Raw genomic sequence first — 24,825 nt, 5'->3', positions numbered from 1 at the left:
TATGGTTCGTGTTCTCGGCGCACGATTGCCAGACTATAGTTCCACCGCACAGCACTGATCGTTGATATGGACCATCGCCATCATTCAAGCGACGCTGGAAGAATCGGATCCAGTTGAGGAAACCAACGCAGATCCCAGAGCCTGAGTCAAACTCCAACCATTTCCCGGCGTCATTGAACAGACACTTCTCACAACACCTCGTCAACGGACGAAATTATGGAACCCGTCTCTAACGAATCTGAAGGTCCTTCGAGGTCTACAGATCCGGTAACATCAGAGTTGCCCAGCCCGGAAAAGAAATCCAGCATGTGGTTCGGACTTCGTCGCGACCCTCCGAGACTGGGCTCCGCGCTTGCGGCGTCAGCCTGCGTGCTGCTTGTCTTCGCAGTCTGGTGGTTCGTAACGCACGGAACTGCAGAGGAACGCATGCTCAGCTACATGCAGTTGCCGTCACCGGGTGAGACAAAGGAGTTCCTTCCCAAAATGCTGGACGGCGATGCCCCCGAACGGCATTTGGTTCACAACACCGCGGTGTCCCTGAAACGGGTTGTGATCGGCTTTGGCCTGGCACTGCTGGTTGGAATTCCACTGGGTGTACTGGCCGGCTGTTTCCCGATAGTTCGCAGCTTTCTCTCACCACTCATCCTGTTTGGACGGAACATACCGGTGGCCGCGCTGACAGCGCTGGTCTTCGCGCTGTTTGGAACCGGGGAGCTGGAGAAGGTGATGTTTATTTTCATCGCCTGCGTTGCCTTCATTCTTTCGGACACAATTTCTGCAATCGAAGAAGTGGGACAGCGATATGTGGAGACAGCTTTAACTCTGGGTGCATCCAAACTTCAGATCATGTTCAAAGTGCTCGTGCCGCTTGCGATGCCCATGGTTTTCAATTCACTGCGAGTGCTCTTTGGGCTTGCCTTCGGCTACATCATGCTGGTGGAAATTGTTCAGGAAGGCGAAGGGGCTGGCGGGCTGGGCTATATGCTGAATATTTCACGACGACGAGGTTATCCGGAGATCATGGTCATCATCATTCTGACCATCCCTCTTGTCGCGTGGTTAATCGACCAGCTGCTGTTCGTGCTGCAGTGCTGGCTCTTCCGCTGGAAGTATGAAAAAGAAGCGCAGCAGAGCCTCTCATGGCGACTCTCACGCCGAGTCCTGCGACTTTTCTGGCGAACCGCCTGAAACCTCCGCACGGATAACCGCCCGGGATGGGGCAACTCGGCTATCGCCTGAAGAACCATCCCATCAAATCGGAACCGTTGTCAAAGGTGAGCGGGGACCCTGAAGCGGCAACTTCGTTGTAGGACCGAGCGTCATCCGCCTGTATCCCTGTTCCACAGACGGCGAATGGACAATAGCCATGACTGTGGGTGCGCGTTCTTAAGAACGTCGGATGGTCCGGACAAATCAGCAGGCGATATTCCCCCTGTTCCTTCAGCCATTGGTGGAGCGGTCCAACGATCTGCTCGTCGATGGATTCCACAGCCTTCACTTTAGCGGCGACATCACCTTCGTGGGACGCTTCGTCCGTCGCTTCGACATGAACGACAACGAAGTCAACGTCGGGCCGTGACAACGTTTGAATCGCTGCTTGTCCTTTGGCCGCATAATTGGTGTCGAGATAACCCGTTGCTCCCTCCACTTCAATCACTTCCCAGCCAATCAGTCGACCGATACCGCGCAACAAGTCGACCGCTGTAATCACAGCGCCGCGCTGAGAATAACGATCCACAAATGGCTGAAGCGCCGGACGCTGACCATATCCCCAGAGCCATGTTTGCGTCGCAGGACTTTCGCCGGCCGCCAATCGATGAAGATTTGCTTCGGCCGTCGCGAAGAGTTCGCGGCTGCGGTCCATCAAATCACGCAGCAACTCTGCCCCCGGCCCGGTTGGCAGAAAGTCTGCAATCGGCTGGTCAGTGATGTCGTGAGGAGGGGTGTTCGTCGTTTCCTTCGAAAATGGAGCCTGCTGGCCGCGACTGCGATACACCAGAAGATTGCGATAGCTGACCCCGGGAAAATACTTCCAGTGGCTGTCACCACACTGGTCTTTCTGCAGCAGCTGAATCAGCTGGCGAGCGGATTCGTTGGGAAACTGTTCGGCCGTAAAGCTTTTCATGATCCCATCAAGGATCGTGACTAGATTGCACCGAATTGCCCAGTCGCCATCATTGAGTTCAATCCCCTGTGCAGCTGCCTCCAGCGGTGCGCGGCCGGTGTGGTATTTCAGCGGGTCGTACCCAAACAGGCTCATCGTGCCGACGTCACTGCCCGAGGGCATCGATTCCGGGACATTGTCTGTCTGGCCGACGAGCCCTTCCCTTGCAACAGCGTCCATGTTGAGAATTCGCGCCGCCTGTAATGGCGTTTGACCATTCAGTGATGCCTGTGCCTCGTCTGCGACGCCGTCAGGTATTACCAAAGCAAACTTCATGATTCTTCCTGGCCTCAATCAAATCGTGTGACGTTGGGAGTCATGTGTATATCACGAATTCGTCTGCCCTGCACGGCGAATCGCCCGCTTCTGAATTCCTGGGATGCCGATGAGTGTTGCCGAAATGCAACACACCTGCATTTCGGGTAACGACGACCCTGATTTTGGAGGCATCACGGGGGATCGGAGAATTCGAAACCGATGCCACCAGTCTGACAAGCAAGACTTCATTCGGCAAAGTTTGGTATCTGGTCAGAATCAGCGAATTGGGAGTTTCTCTATGGTCAGTGGCATTGATGCATTGGGATTGATGGGGATTTTCCGGGAGAAGCCACGCACAAAGGCCTCAAACGCTCTGGCACGAATCCTCACCATGCATGACATGAGTGAGATGTCTTACGAAGAAGGCATTTCCAGGAGTCGTCGGCAGGATTTTCCCCGTCCAGTCGCCCTTGGTGTGATGGTCATCCCGTGTGGCAGAGAAACAAAAGCCGCTGATGTCAATTACCTGCACGCTGTACCAGGCGTCACCTGCGACCTGCGGCGCGAAGGAATCGGTGTGCTCTTACCACACAATCTGAAGGGTGATCACTTTCTGGTTGCCATCCCCGATACTGAAGAAGTGTGGCGATTCTTTGGATGTGAATGCCGACATAACTCACCACGCCCCGGCGGATGGTGGCAACTGGGCCTGCATGTTGAATGGCTGGCGGAGCCGGAAAGCAATCAAATGGCCGACTTTCGAAGTCGTTTGGGACGATTCTTCGATTAAGCCGCGCGGCTGATGCAGCACGCCACTGACGACACGCAATTCGGAAGTGCTTCTGTCCGCTCAATTAAGATGCCGATCGACACAAACCGCCATTACGGAACGACGACGGCGTCATTTCGAGTTCTGTCGTATTGCATCGTCGCTGGCTTATTGTTGTTGATCCAGCCGTCGACCCCCTGCAATGCTCCACCTGCAATCGGCTTCTTTTCGAACATCATCGGGGCAGCAATCTTCAATGCTTCCTTGTAGGCATCGTTGACATATTGCGAACGCGGAGCCCGATTCAACAGTCCCACCCCTGCTGACAATTCCGCCGAATTCAGGTGGTGAAACGAAAGATAGAGATTTTCGCCACAGCCAACGAACGCTGGATTTGCAGGAGCCGCGTTGAAGTACTGGGCTGTTTCGCGAGCGAGCTGGACGATCTTCCACGCAATCGGCTCCAAGTCCAGTTGCTGAGCTCCGAAGGCATTACCGTTAAGTGATGAACCTGTCCTTGCAATCGCATAGGCGGCCCGGCAGCGAACATCAATGAATCGGTTTCGATCGGACAGCACTTTCAGCAGGACATCCACGGCCGTTGGGTTCGGTTTGCCGACCACTTCGCGCAGTTCCTTTACGGCCGCCAGCGCATCGATCAGTTTCATTTGAAACGTCAATTCGGTGTCCCAGCGTTCCAGCTGCTTTGCGAGAGCCTTCGCGAGTTCCATTTGCTCGACCGGGAGAATATCCGCGGTATTCAAGAGTCGTTCGATTCGCATTGCTGCAACGCCCCGAACAACATCGGGTTGTTCCGGGTCGTTTAACACTTCTCTCAGCAATTGAGGAACGGCATCCAGAATCAGAATTCGTTTATTGCCAAAGGTCCCCTGGACTGTTTCCAGGTCGTTCAGAATCTCCAGCCCAAATACCCGCGCATCCAGATTGTTCTTCAGCAGCTTTTTGATGGGGACCAGGGCTTCAAGCAGTACCTCTTCGCGATACCGCTGCTTACGGTCGGGTTTATCGCTGAAACCGCTGCCAATGGTGTTCAGGTCGCGTCGAACGTCGTTGAGTACGTTAATCATCTGGCCTGGATCCTGCTGAATCACAGGATCCGACGCTCGCAGAATTCGATACTCCAGCCCCTGCTGGACGAGTTTACGGTCTGCTGCAGAGGACAGGTTTTGACCGTTCTTCAGAATTTGCTGATAGTTCCGGCTGATCCTGGTAAACTCTTCTTCTGCACCCGCTGGCAGAAGTGGATCATTGGCAGCAGCAACCTTTCTGGCGAATTCCTTTTGCGCAAGAATGGCTTTCTGATAGTTCTCTTTGGTGAATTCACCCTGAGCTACGGCAGCAGAATGTGCTCCGAACCCGATGACAGCGGCAATCGCCAACATGTACCGGCAGAGATTCCTCACCGACCGCCGAAAGCAAAGCTCGCAGACAACTTCTGGCATAGATTCACCACTATTATGAGACTTCAGTGTCTCTCTGTTTCGAAAGATATGGATCGGGATTGCAGCCCGAGACTTACCCAACGACATGGATTACGAAACGAACAGCCGATCGTGGCCGCATTGTGACAGGATCTAAGGTTGGCTCGAACAGGCTTCCACCATCCCAAAAGCAGAGCTGATGGACTTGAAAACCCGTAAAACATGACAGGTTGAACCGGGCGAGTCCAGAATGAGACAGCCGCCCAGCCAACAAAAGACATGTTTTATGGTCGAGGGCATAACCCCCGTTCGACTCGGGATAATCGCTTGAGACGCTCCAAATTGCCAGTCTTCCCGATGAATTCCGGTGAAGGCAAGAGTTTTTTGCCTTCCCCGGACATTCGGCAAGTCTTTCGACGTTTCAGAGCATGGTTTTGCAGGTATTCGTGGCAGGTCCCACCAATTTGGATTCCGAAGTGGCCAGCCACGTGCATGTCTCCACGCAAAATCGTTCGGAGGCAAAAGAAAAGGCGAAGGTTTACTTTCGCAAACCTCCGCCTTCTGGTTATCGACGGCCGATGACTCGCATCACTGGCTGAGTTCGTTGACTAGTGTGTTTCCACTGGTGCTGCACAGCTAGGTGCTGCACAGGAAGGAGCTGCACCGCAACCGTCTCCGCAGGCACAGGCTGTCTGGCAGGGAACCTGCTTGCAGACAACGCGGGGTACGCAGCGGGTCATGGTGACAGGCACCTGGCGAGGAACGCACTTCGACTTCGTGACCATTTTCGTTTCACAAACCTGACGGCAGGTCGTGTATGGAACTTTGCGAGTGCAGGTCTGCTGTTCCATGCGGCAGGTCGTGTATGGGATCTGCTTGGTGCAGCACTGTGTTTCCATACGGCAGGTCGTGTATGGAATTCGCTTGGTGATGCATTCCTGAGTCCATGTGCAGGTCGTGTAAGGAACCTTGCGGGTGCAGGTCTGCTGAACCATTCGGCAGGTCGTGTAAGGAACCTGCTTCGTGCACTGTTCGGTCACAAAGCTGCAGGTTGTGTAAGGAACCTGTTTGACAGTCTGCACAGGAACCCGACGGCAAACCGTGTAAGGAACCTGCTTCTGGCAGACTTCGGTTTCCATTCGAGTGCAGCAGACAGTCTTCTGCACTGTTTTGGGAACCCATTTGCGGCAGCAGATGGTACGGCCTGGGCACTGAACCTGAACCTTCTTGCAGCAGCAGGGGTTACAGGGGTCGCAGACACACTTCTCGACGACGGGGCCGGGAATGTGGCGAGTTTCTGTTACCCATTCGCCGGAACAAACGTCAACAACCTTTGTCTCTGTGACAGGCTTGCAGACGGTGTAGCAGACGTTCTTGTAGCAGGTCTCTGTTTCAGTCTTGTAGGTCGTGCAGCAGACGTTCTTGTAGCAGGTGTTGTAAACCGGCTTGCAGACGTTGTAGCAGACGGTTCGCTGGCAGGTTTCGTAGACAGGCTTGCAGACGTTGTAGCAGACGTCTTTGTAGCAGGTGTTGTAAACCGGCTTACGAATCGTGCAGTTCACCTCACGGTAGCAGGTCTGGTAAACAGGCTTGCAGACGTTGTAAGTGCAGGTTCGGTAGTGTGTTTCGTAAACCGGCTTGCAGACCGTGTAGCACTCATCACGGTAGCAGGTTTCGTAAACGTTGCGTGTGCAGGAAACCGGAACGGTTTCTGTGCACTGATCGTAAACCGTTCGCATGCATGTGTACTGCTGCTGTTCCCAAACCACCTCGCGGACGGTTTGGTACTGAGGAGCACATCCACAGGCGGATGCGAAATCACCGGAACCGGCACAGGCTGCAGTTGGACAGTTTGAAAAACTGCCCGCACCGCACAACCCGGCCATTACAAGACCACTGTTCAGCAGCACGGCAACTGCAGCAGCGGCTCCCAGCATGAGCCTTTTCATTGCCTTGACCTCATAACTTCTGATTATGTCGAAAGGTGAACGTTGAAGACGAGAGACCGGAGAAAGTCTGCCACTGTCTTCGTCTGAGGCTTTCACTCGACTTGATCTATCAACCAGCACCGGACCATGACCACCAGGGATACTTTCATTGCTGCTGAACAATCCGATTGGAATGCAGATTCCGCATTGTCAGCCAAATCGTTACATCTGCTGATCACTTCCCGGATAACACCGCACCAACAACCGGAAACAGTCATCGATCCCGCCAGGGTGACTGATCAGGTTCCTGTCCTCCGGCACAATCAGCCGAACGAACATCTGCAGCTTTGGTGCAGTGGCTGAGTAACCCATAATCCTGAAAAAGCCAATACGATCGGCGGCAGTGAACAGCCGAAATAAGGGCATCGTGGCGGTCCGTCACGGTGCGCCATTTCAGATTCTGCAAATTGCTCCAGCTGAGTTGTGGCAGCTGCAGTTTCTGCTAATATCCGGCCTCAGGACCGAACCAGACTTCTGGGTCGTTGTCCTGTGAAAGTCAGAGACATCGTCTTCAGAAGTCGGCACCTTTTGCCGATCAACTGGTCAGTCTCAGGAAGAAGGCGGCGTAGCTCAGCCGGTTAGAGCAGCGGAATCATAATCCGCGTGTCGGGGGTTCGAATCCCTCCGCCGCTAATTCAAAAGTGCGAAGTCCACTCTGCAGGGTGTCCTTCGTTTCTTTTTGCGCGGTCTTCAGCGAAGGTGCAAATCCGCCGTTGCTGCCCTTCTCTCCTCGCAGGACGAGCTGCCAAATCGGGATGATCGTCGATGCTCTGACGACGCCTTGTGGTACTGGAAAGCACGGGGAGGGCTCATTTTGAATGATTGAGCCATTTTCGGAGCCGTTCGGCCAGAATTCCTGTGGCGCGGGTTCGAGCCAGTTCGGCAATCAGCCAGTTCGTAAGTCGCTGCTGATCGGCAAATGCATCCGGCCTGGTTTCCAGAAGCGTTTGTCCCAGCACCGGAAGCTGTTTCGCATATTCGAAACTCTGCAGGTAAGTCTCAAAGTTCGCGGCAAATCGATTCGGATCTAAACGAAGCGCCTGCGCGTAGTACTGACAGGCTTCCGTGCCCTGGTTGTTTCGTTCCAGCTCTGCAGCCGCCCGGATCAGCAATTCATACAGGCGTTCCGCGTCAGGGGACAAATCTGAGGGCAACGAACCTGCTGGTCGCGCCGCCTGACCGGGAAGGATTCTGGTCGCTTCAGGAGGCGCAGCCGATTGACTGTCGGGAAGTCTCCCCGTCAGTCCTGCGACGCGACGCTGATAGTCAATCGCGAGAGCTAACCGCCCCTCCTGCTCACAAATCACCGAAAGCTGTCGCAGCAGCTGCACGTCTTGTTCTGATCCATCAAGCAACGATTGCAGCGTCTGACGAGCCATGGAAACATTCCCCGCCGCTCGCCAGGCGGTCACTGCCAGAAGTTCAGCCTCACGCGAACCCGCTGCGGATGCCGTTCGATCGTGGATCTCTGAAATCAGAGCTTCGCACCGTTCGAGCCTGCCGTACAGTGGCGCAAGCAATTCGACGATGGCTGCCCGCTGCGGATAGCTGGTCGCCTTGTCAAACAGTCCCCACCAGTAGGTGATGGCTTCAGAGATTTGGCCATGCTGCGATAATGCATAGCCATATGCCATCTGGATGGATTGGTCTTCAGGAAATCGTACGGCCGCCTTCATCAGGGTCTGAATTCCGTCTGCAACCCAATTGTTATGCAACTGCACTTCAGAAACTCTCAGCCAGGTTTCAGGCCGATCAGGAAACACCTCCATCAGTCGATCTGATGCCTTCACGATTCTTTGTTTATGCTGCGAGTACCCGGCCCGGAATGCGCGTTCATGCAATTCAATCAGGTGGGACAAATGGTCGAATGCATTCTCTGAGTCACTGCGCACCAACTGTTCGGCGAAGGAAATTGCGTCTTCAAACTGCAAAGCCGATTCGCAGATGGTCATTGCGGTTGTCAAAAGCGAAATCGACGGTCGGGAATCAGAATCCCTCGCGGCATTCTCGCTGATTCGCACAGCCTGTGTGATTGCATCGGCGGCCTCTGGCAGTTGTTGGTTCGCTTCATAAAGAAGTGCCAGTTGCCACCAGCCCTCGAAGAAACCATCCCGCGAAGTTGTCTGAGGCGGCTGGTCAGTGAGCGTACGGGAAAGCATTCTTATCGAGTCTTCCAGTCCACCCATCGCTCGCAACACATTGACTTGCTTTTGAAGAGCAAGCCGACGAGTTTCAGTGCTTTTGCTGGCCTTTGACGCTGTCCTCAGGGCTGACAACGCGTCTTCCCATTGCCCTGCGTCGACCAGAAAATCCGACAGCACCATCCATCCATTCACAATCTCATCATTCGGCGGCACTTCGTCTGCCGGCAAATTCGTTTGAACTTTCAGACACGACTGCACAAGAGAGATCGCTTCGAATGGCAATTGGTAGCGCTGCAGAATTCGTGCAGCCCGAATAGCATTGGTCAGCCTGCGACTTTCACTACGCTGGTCGCTGCCTCCCTCTGCTGACGCGTTGGAGAACTCCGGCAACGCGGCAATCTTCTTCCAGGTTGACACCGCCTCCTCCCGACGATTCATCGCCCAGTAGACTTCTCCCAAATGCTGTAGAATCTCTTCGGATGTTTGATGTTCCCGGGCATAATCAGATAACAGTTCGACAGCACGGGAATAGTTCCCTGATCGGGATTCGAGCTGTGCGACGCGACAAATCGTCTGAGGATGATTCGGTTCCACTGCAATCATTTTCTGCCATACCGCAGAGGCAGCCTCGCGCAGTTGAACACGCCGATTCGCGTCCAGTTCTTCTTGCTGGCTGCATTCGTAGAGAAGACTCCCCCAGTCATTCAGGCGACCTGAATCTGCTGAACCAGCCGGTGAAATTTGCTCCCACGCGTTGTACTGCAGCAGGGCCGATTCCCATTGCCCATCGTCCAGAAGCAGCTCGATGTATGCCTGCCGAAGATCGCCTCGGTCCGGAGCCTGCGAAATGGCCGAATTCAGAAGGGACGTCGCGGCTTCCATCTCTCCCAGTCGCTGATAGGTCCGGGCAAGTCGTCGCCGGGCATCCAGATCATCGGGATGGGTCCTTAGCCAATCGATGTAATAATCCACCACCGCTTGCAGGGATCGTGAACTCTCTGTCGGTGCGGGCTGCTCAAAAGTATTGAGCACCGAACCCCCCGCACCTGGGGCAGGTTGCTCGGTCAGGTCGATCAGCACATTTTCAATCGTGTCGCGAATTTCTGCGAACACCCAACTTCCCGGGCGAACCGTTGCCAGCATTTGCTGCAGTCGTTCCAGCGCCTCGGCCGATTGCCTGCGACGATGTCTCAGTATTGCGGCCTCAAGTCCGAATTGAATTCTCTGCATCGGGTCTGTGCCGGAAGCCATTAACTGGTCGTACAACAGTTGTGCTTCTTCAAGGTGATTGGTTTCCACTAATGCTTCTGCGATTTGTTGCCGGAGTCTACTGTCATCGGGGTATCGATTCTGCAGCGACTGCCAGACGCTCATCGCTTCCGCATCCTGATGCATTTGCGAAAGAATTCGCCCCAGTTCAATCGACATATCAATCAAATCGCCACGCGATGCGGGAAGTTCAAGCCCACGACGCAAAGCGGCGACGGCTGGTTCACGTTGCTGGTCCACGATAAACGCTTTGCCCAGATACCAGTGGGCGATGGCGTCATCAGGCTGTCGCAATGTGGCTGTTTGCAGTAAGGCAATGGCCTGTTTCTGATGCCCTCGGTGCAGCTGCAGCATGCCAGCCAACGTCGCTGCGGAAGCGGAGTTATCCTTTGCCCCACCATCGGCTTCCACCGCGAGACGGTCTATTGTTGTTGACAATTGCTGGTCAATCGCCAACTGTTGGTACAGCCGATCAAAAGCCGTCCCGAAATGCGGACGACGACGCAGGATCTGCAACAGCCGTTCTGTCGCCAAATCCAGTTCGTCGTCTTTCTCCGCCTTCAAATTCGCCAATTCGGTTTCAGCCGTATCGTCGGCTGCCTTCTCACCCTGAAAGAAGAAGCCTGCATGGCTGTTGGTAACCGTGCTCGCCACGGCCGCCGCGAACACCATGATCAGGCAGCCCACAGAACCTGGGGACCACAGGATCCGACTTCGGCCGAATGGATGAAGGCGATTCTTCATGCGAATGATCCAAATCCTACAACTGCCGTATGCGAATGCGACGGTATTCCATTTGACCGCGATCGCCTTCGAGCCCGATTGGCCCCGTCTCGGGAACCTGAAACTCGGCCTCCAGCACTTCGCCGTTGCAGGTACAGTGAGCCACACCGTTCTTCACAACGATGACGACATCATTCCAGTCCTGGGGCTTGTAGTTCTTCAGTTCTTTCCAGGGGCCAGCGAGCACATAATCTCGGCACTGCAACTGTGGTTTACGGATAAAAATTCCACTGTCAGCATTTGGTGTTGCGCGGAACTGCAGCCGGAGCTCAAAGTTGCCCGGGAACTCCTGCGTGGTCCAGATCTGCTGAATGCGACGTCCTTCCATAGGAGTCGTCACGATCAATCGACCGTTCCTGGCAACGTACCGTCCATCAGAGCTTACAGTCTTGCCATCGAACGAATTCGCTTCGGTAATGATGGGCCACGGAGGTGCATCCGGATTGTTTTTTCGCCAGCGTTCACGCGATTTGATGTCCTGTTCTGAAGATGGGCGATACCCCCAGCCCGTCAGGTCTTTACCGTTGAACAGGCTGCTGAAGCCCTCTTCCGGCACAAAGTCGTCATTCGCAGTTTCTGTGAATCCCAGCGTCGCCAGCACAGGTCGCAGGGCGGCGATCCACTTATCGTAACCCGCATCATTCGGGTGCAGTAGATCGGGGAATTCCGTTTTCCTGGCATCGCCGTCTTCATTTGCAAACAGAGTCCAGGTGTCGATGACGGTCACCTGAGGATTTGCCTTCACCGCCGCCTGAAAAAGCAGATTGATTTTGCGAATGTCGTCAGCAGATCGCTTCTTGCTTTCAGAACTTGGAAAGACCAGATTCAAAATGACCGGCGTTTGATCATTGTGCTCACGAATGGCATCCAGAATCAGTTGCAGATTGCCAGCGATGACTTCGGCGCTGGCTCCTTCTTCAAGATCATTCGTCCCGGCCAGTATCACAATGGCCGCCGGGTTCAACGACAGAACATCCTGCTGGAGGCGTATCAACATTCCACGCGTGGTATCACCACTGATTCCTCGGTTCGCGGATTTGAATTCGGGGAATGCCCGAGCCAGCCGACCGCCCCATCCCTGAGTAATCGAATCGCCAAAAAAACGACGGATCCTTTCTCCTGCGCTGCATTCTCTGCAAAGTCAGTCCGGCGATTCAGCCAAAGCTTCTCAAACCAATCGTAGCGGCGAATCGGGCCTGCCCCCGGAAGACCATCGTCAGTTGCGGGCAGAGCCAGTTCGTCGCGGGAGGCTTCCGCTGCCAGCGGCGCACTGTCGAACATTGATCCGAAAATCGCAGCTGATACCAGTGAGAGAACGAAAGCCGTTCGCAAAATGCCGCTCGATGACGCGTGGAAAACAGGGGATAAGACCGATTGTTTCATGTGCCAGTGTCCCTTTGGAATGAGTGAATATCGCGATGAAGATAACAAGTGCGCGGATTAAGAAACCTCGACAGTCTGCCAGCGATCAGCCTGCAGGCGCTCCGCACCTGTCGCGTGCCCATGCCTGTCGCCGACAATATTGTTCGCTGGCAATATTGTTCACTGGCAGCGCTAAGCGGTCAAACCGGGCCAACACCGCCGAACCGCACCAACACTGTCAACTCCGGGTTATACGGGCAAGCGGGGGGAGGAATGAAGCGTGCGAACGCCTCCGGCGTCAAACGCTGCCGACAAAGTGACACCGAGAGGGTTTGAGATCTGTCGCATTTCGAAACAGGCCGCAGAATTCTCCCCCGGGAGCGCTGGGACATCCGCAGAAAAGGAAAACACGCAGCCGCCCCGGCTCACCAGCAGAACGCAGGGTGAATCAGGTCACGCGATAGCCTCAGCGTCGTGCGGCAACCAGGCAACCGTGTTTACCCAGCACATCCTGTTACCTGTTTTGAATGGCCAGCGCGTCCGCCACAAGCCTCAGGTGTGCCGGCAGCCATTCGATTGTTGTGGCGACTCCGTGCCCCATGATGGTGTGTTCCAAAGGCAGACCGTGAGCGCGCTGGCCGCTGGGTTCGTATTGCACGGCGATATTCAGCCCGCTCGTATGAAAGCGTGTTCCCGTCATCCATCGCCGACAAAGTCGTCGAAGACGTCCTGCAGGCACCAGCCTGAGTTTCCATGGGATGGACGATTCAGACGCTTCGATTTCAGCTTCGTGCTGCATCAGATTTCTCTGCAGCAGTTCGCTGAGCTGCCGATTCGATTCGAGGTGCGGAATCGAAATGCTGTCGGTCTCTGCCACTGCAAAGGCCTGCACCCAATCGCCGTACTTTGCATTAATGACGTGCGGCAGCGGTTGCGGAGGAAACAATGGTTGAGTTTGTGTGGCCTCAAGCACTTCAGAATCGGTTGCTGACGGCCTGTCTTGAAGATCCGTTCTCAATACCTCCGCGGAAATGCTTTCGAATTCTCCGGAATGAGGTACGTCGTGCAGAACATGCACCAGTGATTTCAGTCCGCGGGTGTCCCACGCATACCGGACGGGTGTGCCAAAGGCTGCAATCAGAATTCTTCCCGCCAATGGATGCGGTCCCGTTGTCGACGCCAGTTCACTTCGAACCTGAATCCAGTGGGAATCGGCTGGATGATTCGAAGCGGCAAAAAACTGTTCGACCGACACTCGATCATTCGCCATCAGATTGCTGAGCAGGGCGAATGCATTTCCTGCATGCGAATGTCCCCACAGCAGGACGCGTTCGTCCGCGTGAAACGACTGATTCAGTAGCCACTGGAACAATCGAACAGCCAGATCAGCCCGGGCAAAGTGATGGTTTTGACCAGACCATGTCGGATTCAGCAATTCAACGTGCGGATCCGGTCCGACAATCTGCTGAAAAGCATCTCGGTAACCTTCGGTATAGTTGCCGATGTCATCCGTCAAACTTGTGATGAACGGGCGACTTTTGCTGACGACTGTTTCTGCAAGGTCCTGAAGTTGCCCGGAAATCAGGGGGACTTTTTCTGCAATCAGCCGCAGCACGTCTCCGATCCCAAACGGATCGTCGCCCATAAATGTTCCATGCACCAACAAAACACGACTCACCCCCAAAGCCGTATGCAATGCACTGAAGTCAGTGCCGGTCAAATCACGCGAGGATAACATCACGCGTTGAACCGCCACTTGTGGCTCTGTGGGGTAGATCTGATGCTGAAAGCAATTCATGAAGCACTTTGTCTGAATGCAGGCCAATGGTCTTGACGTTTCGAATCCGTTCCTGAGGAATCAAATTCATGCGATCGCATTACTTAATGATTAAGCACTGACTGGTAAGGCGTTCCTTCCGTCATTCTCACTTCAGCCTTTCCTCCGGCTGCAGTGATTCTGCCCGCCACCTTTGTTGCAAATTTATGACTTGTCTCGAAGTACACAGTCGTGGGCAGGATCCCGAACACTCGTTTGGGGTCGTAAACGTTGTGACAATCAAAACATTCGTCAACAACTTGAACGAGCGCCGCATTCTCAACGTCGCCCTCACAAAGGATCACATCATAGAGCGGTGCTGGCTGGGGCATCCATGTTGGCGTGTTGCGTTGAAGAACATCACGGACTACGTGGGGTGCCGAACCGCCTAAAATGGACTCGTTTGCCGGATTCTGAACACACCAATCATGAAACTCGGCGTCCCACGGATGACCGCGAGTCGGATCAAAGTCCGACAAGAGAGAGGGGTCGATATCGGCCAGCAGCCAATACAATCCGTGGGCGTCCAGCGCCACAACTTCTTCAAACCCCGGTTTGATACGCTGACGTCTTGTCTGCTCGACCCGCTCATTCAACAGATCGGCCACTGCTCGCGAATCCCGGTCCAGCGCCGCCTGAAATAGTTTCAGGATATTCCATTCGCGGTCCGTGAAAGAGTTCCTGCGAAATGAATTTGCCTTGTCAATGATCAGTCGAACGGTGTCGTATTGCCGATTGAGCATCGCGGTCGTGGCAGCCCAAACCATTTCCGACGAATGCAGGAAAAGTGTGTTGGCTCCGCGGCGGCCCATCGCCAGCTCCTTCGCGAATTCAACCTCACCGACTCCACAAAAAAACAACAAATGCCGGATGTCGATGCCAGGCGGCTCAAATGAACGCAACGCAAACCAAAGTCGATAATGCGCGCGTAGAATCTCCATCTCAGCCACGTCGTCACACAGCACTCTCCTCGCGACACCTTCATTTTCGAACTTTGTTCGGAGCTCAAACAGCATTCCAAGTTCACTGATATGTTCGCGTGGAAACTCCGGATAACCTTCGGCAAGCGTTTGACATCGGGATTGTTCAGCAGCAGTGTCGAGAAATTGCTGTGCGTCTTTCCACGTTCGATCGAGATACTCAGACAAAGACCAGTCTGAACTGGCGGAAAACAGATCCACGTAGTTTTTTCCAGCCTTTGTCAGCTGCGACTTGTAAGATTTCGACCTGCGTTTTGCCATCTAACGTTACGCCCTGATGAGATGCCCTGACCAGGAAATGAAAAGGGCAACATCGAACTGGAAATCAAAGTGCGTTCGAATTTGCTGCGGCCTGTTCTGCGGCGAACCCGCGTAAGTGTTCCCTTTCCGGCAGCTTATACCAAACGTTCGTCAACAGAAAAATGTTCGCCCCTCAACGCTGACATCAGCCTGCTCGCCGATTGTGTTCATCCGACAGATGCAGTCAACGGAGAATCCGTCACAGAATCGCGTTGCGTTTCGATTGCCCCGTGGCCGACAGGTCCGCTCAAGATGTATTTGTCAGTCTCTTCAGAAAGTAAACGGCGGCAGGTCCGACGCATTCTGCATTTCCGGGCAGCAGCCCGTCATCGTGTTCATGTCGGATGATCAGCACCGGAACGGCCTGATATGTGCAAGGGTGCCGGTTCCGGTTTTGCAACGCCCCTATATTCATTCGGGCAGATTCAGCATTCGGCACACGACACGCATCCCTGGATTTTCCTTTTCATCCAGTCTGAAACACGCAGCACTTGCAGCCTGCCTTACACCCCAAAAAACCTCACCATAAAGCAACGGTGGCACATCAGTTTACCCCAGTGAATTTCCGGGGCAGTTACGGTGGTTTTTTGATCGCTGCTTCGGCTCGCGAATAGCATCAGTGAGCCGCGGCAAGACAGGTGCGGACAACATCTGCCAATAGAAACTTCATCCGCGTTCAGGAAACCCGCGACCTTCGGCCCTTTTGGGCGACGAGACAATGAACGAAACTGGAGCTCAATTCATGACTGCGATTGATTGGATACTGCGAGTACCGCCGTCGGTCGACGGCTAACCTGACAGCCTGTTTAAAAAACGGAACTGGCTCCAGCAGGAGACCTTAAAACACGATGGTTTCCAGGCGTCCTGCGTGCCTGTTCCGGTTTTTCAACGGACATTGAATTTAACCCCGAAGTGCCGAATGACCAGCCGGCGAAGCCGAGTCATGGTCAATGGCTTCTGGTTCATTACGAACCTCGCTCATTTTCTCCGTCCACTGCCACATCACAACTTACTTTTATTGCTATTTCGTCATGCACGAGGAACTGACAAGGTTGCGAGCAGAATTCGAACAGGTTTTTTGGCCAGAAGAATTCATCGTGGAGTTTACTGACGGGCAAAAGCAGGTTTTTGTTTCCTCTCAAGGCATAGCGCTGGACGATGGAATCGACGATGAAGGCGTAGGACGGCCAACCATTACGGCATGCTGGAAGAAGAAAAGTCCGTCACAACAAGGATTCCGCCGCATTGCTTTCTTCGTAGACGAAGTGCTGGAAATAAGGGACAGCAACGGTCAACTCCTTTGGAAACCGCCAGTGAGAAGAAATTAGACATGGTCGGGCGAGTCTGAACGCCCAACTGTTCCGATACTTATCACCGCATGAAAGAGGGTGTATAACAAAAGCATTCACCGGAGTTGTGGCAGTGCCGGGTTCCAGATGGACGCATCACTCGCAGCAATCCGGCGATTCTGGTCGTTGTCTGGACAGGCAGCAGTGACGGCGACCATGGTTGATTGGATTCGTTTGGTGACTGCTGCTGGAAGAGTTTCCCTGGCGGCTGATAGTCACTTGCGAAGGTGGTGCTGTGTTGCTGGAATCGCATTTCTACGGAGTGGGATGGCCGCTGTCTACCACTGCATGGGTCCCGTCGACGGAAAGCACAGAACGATGAAAAGGCGGTCTCTGTTGTTGATGTTTGTTCTTCTGCAATGCCCATTCGCATTGCCAGATGACGTACTGGATGGATTTGATAGCTATGTGGTTGATGCCATGCAGGAACGCGGAATTCCGGGCGCAAGCATCGCGATTATTCGCAACGGTGACGTGCTGTTATCCAGGGGCTATGGTGTCACAAGGCTGGGCGGCAATGACGAAGTGACATCGACAACGCGGTTTCCCCTCGCCTCCATCACCAAGAACTTCATCGCGACAGCACTGGCGGTTATGGTGGAAGAAGGGAAGATCGCCTGGGACGATCCCGTCGTTCAGCATCTTCCCGAACTTCGCTTCTGTGATGACTATCGGACGCAGCATACAACCATTCGTGATCTGGTCTGCCATCGCACAGGACTCGAACGCGGAGACCTCCTGCCTTCCCGCGGCGATGTTAGCCCGAAGGAAATCGTGGAACGAGTTCGCTACCTGCAGCCTGTCAGCGGTCTCCGCGAGAAATCCACGTACAATAACCTGATGTTCTATGTGCTGGGCGAAGTGATTTCCCGAACGTCCGGGACTTCGTGGGAGGAGTTCGTGAGAAACCGATTACTCACTCCGCTAAACATGCAGTCGACATCGACAACTCGACGCTCGGAGCCCGACGAATCTCCGACGACCATTCATCAGTGGGTCGACGGAGAGTTACAGCCTGTCGAACTGCCAGAAGCCGCTATGAAATACACGTCACCGGCCGGATCCATTCGTTCCACGTCGGACGACATGGCAAAGTGGATGCTCGCTGCGATGGCATCAGACGAGTCGAACCACCGTCTGTTGAAGTTTCAAACGAGACGAATGATGCAAACGATTCACATGTCGATCCCTGTCACATGGAATCAGGAAGGAAATCCGTACGCGGCCAGGTTCTACGGGACGGGTCTCGGCTGGGAAGTGATGGACTATCGCGGACGGTTGTGCTTCCACGGCGGCTCAACCGGCACCGTTTATGCCATCATGCCGGAGGAAATGATCGGCGTGACCATTCTGACAACCCGCGAATGGTCGCAGTTTCCGAATGCTGGGATGTACGACGTCCTGGACGCACTTATTGACGGACCGAACGCAAAATGGGATCGCGGGCACTACCGGCCGTTCTTGGAAAAAGGTCGACAAATCCGGATGGCACCGGGAGAAGAGGCTGGCGGAAGCGAGAGAAGAACGCGATGCCGAACAGCCCTCCGAGATTCCGACTGTCAGGTTTGCCGGAACGTATCGCTGCGATCTTTACGGTGATCTGCGGATTTCCCGGTCGAACAACCAATTGATGCTCGCCTTCGGTGCCAACCCACCGCAACCGCTGGCCGGCATCGAAGCTCGAAATACGTTTTATGTTCGACACCCCGTTCGGAGTTTTCCGCACGACGACTGGCTCATGGAGTTTCAGGTTATCAACGACTCTTCCGCGTCCGTCTCCATCCGCCGACTTGGTTCAGACGAGCCAGTTCCACCTTTTCGTCGTCTGCTCATCCTTAAGGGTCTCCTGCTCGAGCCACTCCGTTTTCAACAGGCAGCTAATGGTGATGCAGTTGTTTTCGGACGATCAATCGCCCCAACGTCATGACCCGGGGAGCTGAACAGGACTGGAACTTCATGGTTGCCCCGACCTTTTCTGAATGAAGCCCAGCCTCGTTTTTGGCGGTGGACTCTTACTTGGAATGTCAGCGTTCCTCTCTCATACCGATTTGTTCAATCGGTCTCGTGCTCTCCGAGGGTTGAACGACACAGTTCTCTGCAAGTCGTTGTCTGAACTTTTGACTTTGAAAACGCCGTTCGTCGCGTTCAATTGCGGCGAGTGCTTCTCGTTTGATGGAGAAACTTATCCCAACCGCAGACAGTTCCAGTGCGGTTCAAACCGGGGACAAGTCGGGGAAGCGATCAACAGGAGTTCACGTTCCTGAGGCTAAGATGGCGGATTCCTGTTGCCCTCGTGACTGTCCGTGATCGGCAGTCTGGTTCGAGTCCAGTTCGAAGAGGCCTCCTGGTTTGAGGCCTTCAGACTGCGGTCGACGTTTTCCGGAAGATCGAAAACTGCGCAACAGTCAATCCAATTGGGAGTTTACGTCATTTGCTGCAATTAGTTTCAAAATTTTCTGTTAACCATTCGGCCTTCCGCGGCATATGCAGTGATGCCAGACACAAGCCCCGGTGATTTTGACACTGCATTTGTGACTCAACTGACTGAGCATCAGTTGGCGTTGCAGTTGTATGTCCGTTCGCTCCTGCCGGGTGATCCAGCTGCGGGTGATGTGGCCCAGCAGGCGAATACGAAGCTCTGGGAGAAGCGAACTGACTTCGAATTGGGGACGAACTTCAAGGCATGGGCGTTCAGTGTTGCGCGGTACGAAGTGCTGAATTTCCGAAAATCGCAGGCTCGTGATTCCAGGCTTGTCTTCAGTGGCGAACTGGAGGAGATCATCGAATCTGAGCTTGCTGAAGCAGACTACAATCTTCAGTTGCGGCATGAAGCGCTGCGCGAGTGCCTGGGGAAGCTGAGAGCGCAGGACCGGCAATTGCTTCTCCAGCGGTATTCCCATCGGAGCACGCTCGCAGAGTATGCAGAGATGATCGGCAGGAGTCCTGGCGGGCTGAAGGTGACACTGCATCGACTTCGATCCGCCTTGCTGGCTTGCATGCAACGACAATTGGAGACTGGGGAGGCAACGTCATGACTGCCGAGGAACTCCGATCTTTGATTGACGATGCTTTGGAGGGAACAATCTCCGAATCCGACTTCCTGAGGCTGGAAGCGGAACTGTCTGTCGATCCAATCATTCGCCGTGAGTATTACGATCGCGTCTTCCTTTCCGCATTGCTGGAAGCTGAAGCAACAACTCAAGGCGAGACACCCGGAAAATCAAAACGCCTGACTTCAGATACGCCGGGGCGTCGCTGGCGTTTGGCCTTCGCAGTGATGGCCACGGTCTGTGCATGCCTGCTGGTGATTGTTGTCCGGCAAAGTGGATTGATGATTGATGAGCAAGGATTGCTGAAGGAAGAAGTCGCAGGCACCAACCTCGCAAATCAACAATCATCAAACGTCAATCATCAATCAAGTTCATCAAGAGTCTCGGCACCCTCAGAGCAGCAGTCCTCCGGCTTTGCGATTCTCTCTGGACAGGCCGATGCGGTCTGGGGGGATGTCGCACTTTCACCTGGCGGAATCGTTCCGCCGGGCGAGATCCGCCTGGAGCGAGGTCTGGCCCAGTTTGAACTGTTCAGTGGAGTCACGCTGGTTGTTGAGGGCGAGGCCCAATTCTCAATTCTCTCACCGATGGAAGTCTCCGTCGCGAGTGGAAAGGTGCGTGCTCGGGTGCCCGAGCCAGCTCAGGGTTTTCGGCTGTTGACCACGGCAGGCGAAGTCGTTGATCTGGGGACCGAGTTCGCTGTCAATGTTTCCGCCGATCAGTCCGAAGTGCATGTCCTCGAGGGGGAGATCGAATGGAATCCGGCAGGATTGCCCGCTCAACGACTGAAACAGGGAGACGCCACTCGGACGAGTCGTCTGGGGCAAACTTCATTCACTGCCGATCCAAAGACGTTTGTCGGAAACCTGGATTTCCAGCGCCGTATCCGCAACGAGCAGCAGACTCGTCTTGAAGAGTGGCAGAAGACGAGCGAATCGCTCTCAATTGACGACCGGTTAATCGCTCATTACCAGCTGACATCCGCCTCTGTTGCCGAGCGCCGATTGCCAAATCTGTCACTGCAAGGCGTCCAACGTGCAAGTGCTGGTGCGGTCGTTGCCGCCGCGAGTGCTCAGAACCGCTGGGGAGAATCAGCCAGCGCCCTGGACTTCAGCCCGGCGGGAAGTCGGGTGCGGCTGCAGGTGCCGGGTGAGTATCAGAATCTCACTCTGATCGCCTGGGTGCGAATCAACAGCCTTGACCGCTGGTACAACTCTCTGTTCTTAACCGACGGCCACGAGCAGGGTGAACCGCACTGGCAGATCATGGACGATGGCCGACTGTTCTTTTCCGTCAAGAAGAATAACGTCTGGGATGCCGCGAAGGGTGAAAGAGATAAGCACATCTTTTACTCGCCACCATTCTGGGATTCATCACTCAGCGGTCGCTGGCTGATGATTGCGACCGTCTATGACGGGACGAATCGACAGGTCAATCACTACCTCAATGGAGCAGTGCTCAGTCAGGAAGCGATTCCGGAAGACTACCTGGTGACCAGCATTCGGATCGGCGATGCATCGCTTTGCAACTGGGGACTGCCCGAGCGTGATCAACCGCGGTTTGCCGTCCGCAATCTGAACGGCAGCATGGACGAGTTTCTAATGTTCTCAGCTCCGTTATCGGCAGAAGAGATTCGACAATTGTATGAAGTGTCAATGCCGTGACTGTTGGCTTTGATTTGCGATTCCCGATTGTTGATTGTTGAATTTAGAGGTTCCCAGGCGGAGAAACTGATGCGAAAAGAAAGCAGTTCAAAAATCATCAATCAACAATCACCGCTCATCAATTTGTTTTGGCTGACTGCCGTTCTGCTGGCAGCTCACCCGCTGCGTGCCGCCGACAACACAGCCGCCGAACGCGACTTCACACTCAAAGTCCTGCCGCTGTTCAAACAAAAATGCCTCGGCTGTCATGGCGGTGACCCGAGTGACATCAAAGGCGAATACAGCATTGTCGACCGCGCACATTTGCTGGCCGGAGGAGAATCGGGGGACCCTGCCGTTGTCCCGTCGAAGCCAGACGAAGGCACTCTGCTGCGAGCGGTTCGCTGGGACGATTTGGAGATGCCTCCCAAAGAGAATGATCGCCTGACAGAGCAACAGATCGCCACAATCGAACGCTGGATCAAGGCGGGGGCGCCCTGGCCCGATGAAGAGACACAAGCACGGATTCGGGAAGAAGAGAGTCCGGAAGCTGTCACCGAAGAGGGAATGCGATTTGCAACGAGTGGAGGAACTTCCGCCGATTGGACCAATCGTCGTTATCAACCAGATGATCTGTGGGCGTTTCAGCCGGTTAAGAAATTGACGAGTGACGAGTTACGACTGTTAATTGAAGAGGGAAGTAGTCAGGACGCAGGTTCAACTGCCAATTCCCTCTCAAATCAAAAATCATCAATCATCAATCGTCAATCAACTGCCATCATCGACGCGATCATCCTTCGGTCGCTTCAGAAGGCCAACTTGTCTCCTTCCCCCCGTGCTGACGCTCGCACGCTCATTCGCCGTGCCACGTTCGATCTGTATGGCCTGCCGCCAACACCAGAACAGGTTGACTCCTTTGTGGCGGCATTTCAGACAGATGCCGATACCGCGTGGACGGCACTGATTGATCGACTCCTGGCCAGTCCCCGCTATGGTGAGCGCTGGGGCCGACACTGGCTCGATGTCACTCGCTATGCCGACACCGGAGGTATGTCGAACGACTACGAACGTTCCAACATGTGGCGTTACCGAGATTACGTCATTCGAGCCTTCAACAACGATAAGCCGTACAACGACTTCATCATTGAGCAGCTCGCCGGCGATGAACTGGCGGATCAATCGGTGCGGGATCGCAAGGGAGCGGCGGCAGTTCACCAGACGCAGCTCGCCGGAGATTACACCGCTGAAGAATCAGAGTGGATCATCGCAACCGGATTTCTTCGTCTGGGTCCCTGGGACAATGCCATGGTGGAGAAAGCAGAAGCCCGCCAGATGTGGCTGGATGATCTGGTCAACATCACGGGCCAGGCATTTCTTTCCACAACAATGCGATGTGTGAAATGCCATGATCACAAGTTTGATCCGATCCCGACTCGCGACTACTACCGGATTTATGCAGCCTTTTCGACCACACAGATGGCGGAACGCCCCGCGCCGTTTCTTCCCGAAGAGAGCAAGGACGGGTTCGAGACCGGACGTGCCCACGCACAGCGGATGCTCGACTTCACCGTCGCTGAGAAGAACAAGCTGGTCGAGAAACGTGAGACCGCAGCCCGGAAATGGTTCGATGAACACAACCTGCCCTACAAGGACGAAGCCGCCCGAAAGGATCTCCCGGATGAGGAAAAGCCTCCGCGCGCCGTTGGACTGGATCATGTTGATGAGGGGCAACTGAAAGTCCGCGAGCAGGATGAATGGATCTGGACTCGGCAGCTCGAACGCTATGAGCCGATGGTCCAAAGCGTTTATAACGCGGCGAACTTTGAACTTGCCTGGAACGGTGCTCGTAAGTTACGGATCAAACGCGGCAAGCAACCAGGCACGCCCCCTGAATGCCATATTCTTACCGGCGGAGCACTGACGGCACCGGGCGATGTCGTGCAACCGGGGGTGCTGAGTGCTGTGTCAGTCACAGCAAACCGGGAAGAAGCAGATGATCCTTACTTGTTGACCCAGGATGTCGATGGCCGTCGCCTGGGTTTGGCTCGCTGGATCGCTGATCCGGCTAATCCGCTCACCACGCGTTCGATCGTCAACCGTATCTGGCAGGGGCACTTCGGAGTCGGACTGGCGGCAAATCCCAACAACTTTGGTGCGAAAGGAGCCAGGCCGTCACATCCGGAACTGCTCGACTTCCTGGCATCGGATTTTGTGGAGCATGGCTGGACGATTAAACGTTTGCATCGGCTGATCATGTTGACGGATGCCTATCAGCGATCATCTCAACCGCCGCATGACGAGTCCTGGAAGACGACCGATCCCAACAATCGACTCCTGTCCCACTTCCCCAAACGACGTCTCAGCGCAGAAGAGATCCGTGATGGAATTCTGCAGATCACGGGAGAACTTCAGGATCGCAGCGGCGGACTGCCCATCATGCCGGAGATCAACATGGAAGTTGCGCTGCAGCCTCGCATGATTCAATTCTCACTGGCCCCTGCCTATCAGCCATCGCGAACACCTCAGGAACGCAACTGCCGCACGATCTACGCCTACCATGTGCGCGGACAGGCAGATCCTTTCACGGAACTCTTCAACCAGCCCAATCCAAATGAATCGTGCGAAGTGCGCGAGTCGGCAGCCGTGACTCCACAGGTCTTCACGTTGCTCAACAGCGATCAAATGACGGATCGTTCCATTGCGTTCGCATTGAGACTGCAGCAGGAATCGAAAGATCCTGGTTCGCAGATTCAACGTGCGTTTGAACTCGTGTTCGGACGTGATGCAACGGACAGCGAGGTCGAACGACTCTCAAGCTACTTCCATGACATGGTGGCCTATCACCGCCAGACGCCCGCTCAGCCCGTGACGTATCCGACGGAAATCACCCGTTCGCTGGTCGAAGAGTTTTCTGGTCAGGTCTTCGAGTATCAGGAAATCCTGCCGGTCTTCGAGAGCTACGTACCGGACAGAAAACCCGCGGATGTCGCTCCAGAGACCAGAGCACTGGCGGATGTCTGTCTGCTGCTGCTGAATGGGAATGAGTTCTTGTATGTGAACTGAAGAAGGATGAAGGTAGAAGGCTGAAGGATGAACCATGAGGGACTTGAAACAGAGGACGAAGGAATTTGCCTTACGGGTCATACGTCTTTACGGGAGACTTCCCAAGAGCACAGAGGCTCAAGTCATTGGAAAACAGTTGTTGCGGTCTGGGACATCCGTTGGAGCACATTATCGGGAAGGAACCAGAGCCCGATCCGACGCCGAGTTCATCAGCAAGCTTGGCGGAGGCCATCAGGAACTGGAAGAGACTGCCTACTGGCTGGAACTTCTGTCGGAATCGGAAATCGTCAATCCTGAGCTACTCACAAACCTGATTGCTGAGACGGAAGAGTTGAACGCAATCTTCACAACCTGCATCAAGAACGCAAAGTCAAAGGCGGAGCGAAGAAATGATTCCTGAAACACAATCAGTCTTTTCTAGACGGCAAGCATTGCTCGGACTCGG

17 protein-coding genes and 1 tRNA gene are annotated in these 24,825 nt (G+C 54.5%); 10 read left to right on the top strand and 8 right to left on the bottom strand.

The annotated features are described in order from the left end of the window. Window positions 1–216 precede the first annotated feature (216 nt). Window positions 217–1,188: an ABC transporter permease gene (locus R3C20_06170; GenBank protein MEZ6040070.1), complete on the top strand. Its 972-nt coding sequence runs from the start codon at window positions 217–219 to the stop codon at window positions 1,186–1,188. Between the two features lie 40 nt (window positions 1,189–1,228). Here R3C20_06170 and R3C20_06165 read toward each other — a convergent pair whose 3' ends face one another. After that, window positions 1,229–2,440, bottom strand: a complete 1,212-nt coding sequence (locus R3C20_06165) for a cofactor-independent phosphoglycerate mutase (protein ID MEZ6040069.1) — start codon at window positions 2,438–2,440, stop codon at window positions 1,229–1,231. A gap of 280 nt (window positions 2,441–2,720) precedes the next feature. Between R3C20_06165 and R3C20_06160 the strand changes: the two genes are divergently transcribed. Beyond that, window positions 2,721–3,212 (top strand): hypothetical protein, encoded by a 492-nt coding sequence (locus tag R3C20_06160; protein ID MEZ6040068.1) that lies wholly within the window; start codon window positions 2,721–2,723, stop codon window positions 3,210–3,212. 92 nt (window positions 3,213–3,304) lie between these two features. Here R3C20_06160 and R3C20_06155 read toward each other — a convergent pair whose 3' ends face one another. Both R3C20_06155 and R3C20_06150 read right to left on the bottom strand, forming a co-directional pair. Next, window positions 3,305–4,654, bottom strand: coding sequence for a hypothetical protein (locus tag R3C20_06155; protein ID MEZ6040067.1), 1,350 nt, complete (start codon window positions 4,652–4,654; stop codon window positions 3,305–3,307). 587 nt (window positions 4,655–5,241) lie between these two features. Then, entirely contained in the window at window positions 5,242–6,582 is a 1,341-nt protein-coding gene (locus R3C20_06150) for a hypothetical protein (protein ID MEZ6040066.1), read from the bottom strand. 598 nt (window positions 6,583–7,180) lie between these two features. Here R3C20_06150 and R3C20_06145 point away from each other — a divergent pair. After that, window positions 7,181–7,254 (top strand) — tRNA-Met (locus R3C20_06145). 176 nt (window positions 7,255–7,430) lie between these two features. On the opposite strand, the gene R3C20_06140 is transcribed toward R3C20_06145, so the two are convergent. The 5 genes from R3C20_06140 to R3C20_06120 all read right to left on the bottom strand — a co-directional run bounded on the left by R3C20_06140 (window position 7,431) and on the right by R3C20_06120 (window position 15,236). After that, window positions 7,431–10,778 carry a tetratricopeptide repeat protein gene (locus tag R3C20_06140; GenBank protein ID MEZ6040065.1) on the bottom strand — a complete coding sequence of 1,116 codons (3,348 nt, stop codon included), beginning with the start codon at window positions 10,776–10,778 and terminating at the stop codon, window positions 7,431–7,433. 16 nt (window positions 10,779–10,794) lie between these two features. Next, window positions 10,795–11,880, bottom strand: coding sequence for a GDSL-type esterase/lipase family protein (locus R3C20_06135; GenBank protein MEZ6040064.1), 1,086 nt, complete (start codon window positions 11,878–11,880; stop codon window positions 10,795–10,797). After that, window positions 11,808–12,200, bottom strand: a complete 393-nt coding sequence (locus R3C20_06130) for a hypothetical protein (GenBank protein ID MEZ6040063.1) — start codon at window positions 12,198–12,200, stop codon at window positions 11,808–11,810. Before R3C20_06130 ends, R3C20_06135 begins: the two co-directional genes overlap by 73 nt. Before the next feature lie 493 nt (window positions 12,201–12,693). Continuing rightward, entirely contained in the window at window positions 12,694–13,977 is a 1,284-nt protein-coding gene (locus R3C20_06125; protein MEZ6040062.1) for a hypothetical protein, read from the bottom strand. An 83-nt stretch (window positions 13,978–14,060) separates the two neighbouring features. Next, window positions 14,061–15,236: a hypothetical protein gene (locus R3C20_06120; protein ID MEZ6040061.1), complete on the bottom strand. Its 1,176-nt coding sequence runs from the start codon at window positions 15,234–15,236 to the stop codon at window positions 14,061–14,063. 1,070 nt (window positions 15,237–16,306) lie between these two features. Between R3C20_06120 and R3C20_06115 the strand changes: the two genes are divergently transcribed. From R3C20_06115 to R3C20_06085, 7 genes are all read left to right on the top strand, one after another. Further along, window positions 16,307–16,603 carry a hypothetical protein gene (locus tag R3C20_06115; GenBank protein ID MEZ6040060.1) on the top strand — a complete coding sequence of 99 codons (297 nt, stop codon included), beginning with the start codon at window positions 16,307–16,309 and terminating at the stop codon, window positions 16,601–16,603. 339 nt (window positions 16,604–16,942) lie between these two features. After that, a complete protein-coding gene (locus tag R3C20_06110) occupies window positions 16,943–18,223 on the top strand; it encodes a serine hydrolase domain-containing protein (GenBank protein MEZ6040059.1) in 1,281 nt (426 codons plus the stop codon). Between the two features lie 31 nt (window positions 18,224–18,254). Beyond that, window positions 18,255–18,551 (top strand): hypothetical protein, encoded by a 297-nt coding sequence (locus R3C20_06105; GenBank protein ID MEZ6040058.1) that lies wholly within the window; start codon window positions 18,255–18,257, stop codon window positions 18,549–18,551. 565 nt (window positions 18,552–19,116) lie between these two features. Next, entirely contained in the window at window positions 19,117–19,659 is a 543-nt protein-coding gene (locus R3C20_06100; protein MEZ6040057.1) for a sigma-70 family RNA polymerase sigma factor, read from the top strand. Then, on the top strand, window positions 19,656–21,338 hold the full coding sequence (locus R3C20_06095) for a LamG-like jellyroll fold domain-containing protein (GenBank protein ID MEZ6040056.1): 1,683 nt from the start codon (window positions 19,656–19,658) through the stop codon (window positions 21,336–21,338). The genes R3C20_06100 and R3C20_06095 overlap by 4 nt, the downstream gene beginning before the upstream one ends. 69 nt (window positions 21,339–21,407) lie before the next feature. Further along, on the top strand, window positions 21,408–24,380 hold the full coding sequence (locus R3C20_06090; protein ID MEZ6040055.1) for a PSD1 and planctomycete cytochrome C domain-containing protein: 2,973 nt from the start codon (window positions 21,408–21,410) through the stop codon (window positions 24,378–24,380). A 34-nt stretch (window positions 24,381–24,414) separates the two neighbouring features. Next, on the top strand, window positions 24,415–24,780 hold the full coding sequence (locus tag R3C20_06085; GenBank protein ID MEZ6040054.1) for a four helix bundle protein: 366 nt from the start codon (window positions 24,415–24,417) through the stop codon (window positions 24,778–24,780). Window positions 24,781–24,825 lie beyond the last annotated feature (45 nt).

Source organism: Planctomycetaceae bacterium, from assembly GCA_041398825.1.
Classification (GTDB): Bacteria; Planctomycetota; Planctomycetia; order Planctomycetales; family Planctomycetaceae; genus F1-80-MAGs062.
Note: the sequence above shows the minus strand (reverse complement) of the source record. Positions and strands in the feature narration are given on the sequence as shown.

Coding starts and splice junctions, on each gene's coding strand:
- R3C20_06100 (MEZ6040057.1), top strand. CDS start 19,117: ATGCCAGACACAAGCCCCGGTGATTTTGACACTGCATTTGTGACTCAA.
- R3C20_06105 (MEZ6040058.1), top strand. CDS start 18,255: ATGCTCGCCTTCGGTGCCAACCCACCGCAACCGCTGGCCGGCATCGAA.
- R3C20_06115 (MEZ6040060.1), top strand. CDS start 16,307: ATGCACGAGGAACTGACAAGGTTGCGAGCAGAATTCGAACAGGTTTTT.
- R3C20_06110 (MEZ6040059.1), top strand. CDS start 16,943: ATGAAAAGGCGGTCTCTGTTGTTGATGTTTGTTCTTCTGCAATGCCCA.
- R3C20_06130 (MEZ6040063.1), bottom strand. CDS start 12,200: ATGAAACAATCGGTCTTATCCCCTGTTTTCCACGCGTCATCGAGCGGC.
- R3C20_06165 (MEZ6040069.1), bottom strand. CDS start 2,440: ATGAAGTTTGCTTTGGTAATACCTGACGGCGTCGCAGACGAGGCACAG.
- R3C20_06155 (MEZ6040067.1), bottom strand. CDS start 4,654: ATGCCAGAAGTTGTCTGCGAGCTTTGCTTTCGGCGGTCGGTGAGGAAT.
- R3C20_06150 (MEZ6040066.1), bottom strand. CDS start 6,582: ATGAAAAGGCTCATGCTGGGAGCCGCTGCTGCAGTTGCCGTGCTGCTG.
- R3C20_06125 (MEZ6040062.1), bottom strand. CDS start 13,977: ATGAATTGCTTTCAGCATCAGATCTACCCCACAGAGCCACAAGTGGCG.
- R3C20_06095 (MEZ6040056.1), top strand. CDS start 19,656: ATGACTGCCGAGGAACTCCGATCTTTGATTGACGATGCTTTGGAGGGA.
- R3C20_06090 (MEZ6040055.1), top strand. CDS start 21,408: ATGCGAAAAGAAAGCAGTTCAAAAATCATCAATCAACAATCACCGCTC.
- R3C20_06160 (MEZ6040068.1), top strand. CDS start 2,721: ATGGTCAGTGGCATTGATGCATTGGGATTGATGGGGATTTTCCGGGAG.
- R3C20_06140 (MEZ6040065.1), bottom strand. CDS start 10,778: ATGAAGAATCGCCTTCATCCATTCGGCCGAAGTCGGATCCTGTGGTCC.
- R3C20_06120 (MEZ6040061.1), bottom strand. CDS start 15,236: ATGGCAAAACGCAGGTCGAAATCTTACAAGTCGCAGCTGACAAAGGCT.
- R3C20_06170 (MEZ6040070.1), top strand. CDS start 217: ATGGAACCCGTCTCTAACGAATCTGAAGGTCCTTCGAGGTCTACAGAT.
- R3C20_06085 (MEZ6040054.1), top strand. CDS start 24,415: ATGAGGGACTTGAAACAGAGGACGAAGGAATTTGCCTTACGGGTCATA.